At 51.7% G+C, this 671-nt stretch carries 2 tRNA genes and 1 rRNA gene; all 3 read right to left on the bottom strand.

Going from position 1 to position 671, the window contains the following annotated elements:
- Positions 1-233: 233 nt before the first annotated feature.
- A tRNA-Ala gene (locus F3J39_RS18695) sits at positions 234-309 on the bottom strand.
- A gap of 139 nt (positions 310-448) precedes the next feature.
- A tRNA-Ile gene (locus F3J39_RS18700) sits at positions 449-525 on the bottom strand.
- Between the two features lie 72 nt (positions 526-597).
- Positions 598-671: ribosomal RNA gene (locus F3J39_RS18705) — 16S ribosomal RNA — on the bottom strand; the annotation flags it as partial.

Here is a 671-nt window from a genome sequence, read left to right on the forward strand (position 1 = left end):
ACTGCCAGGGCATCCACCGTGTACGCTTGGTCGCTTAACCTCACAACCCACAGGCGTTTTGAACGCTGTGAATCGCGATAATCTTGAGACCCGGCCGCATCGCGCATCGTTCTTATTACGGAGAACGAATACGACGCGGTCGTTTCAAATTTTCAGCTTGTTCCGGATTGTTAAAGAGCAAAACTTCGCAATGCGCCCTGAGGTGCATTCTGAAGTATTTTTCAGGACTGTAATGGTGGAGCTAAGCGGGATCGAACCGCTGACCTCCTGCGTGCAAGGCAGGCGCTCTCCCAGCTGAGCTATAGCCCCATACAGTCACTGCAGAGACCATCTACTACCACTCAACTTCTCTCCAGGGAGAAACGTTGATTTGGCTCAGGCAAGGCGTGTTTCCGCGAAGCATAGTGAACTATGCGAGCCGGAGACATAACGCAGCATGAGACAAATCTGGTAGGCCTGAGTGGACTTGAACCACCGACCTCACCCTTATCAGGGGTGCGCTCTAACCACCTGAGCTACAAGCCTGTAGAGGTTTTTCTGCTCGTTACTTTCTATCAGACAATCTGTGTGAGCACTTCGCGGGAAGGTATCTTCAGGTAAGGAGGTGATCCAACCGCAGGTTCCCCTACGGTTACCTTGTTACGACTTCACCCCAGTCATGAATCACAAAG

This window comes from Pantoea sp. Acro-807, assembly GCF_011752675.1.
Lineage (GTDB): Bacteria > Pseudomonadota > Gammaproteobacteria > Enterobacterales > Enterobacteriaceae > Pantoea > Pantoea eucrina.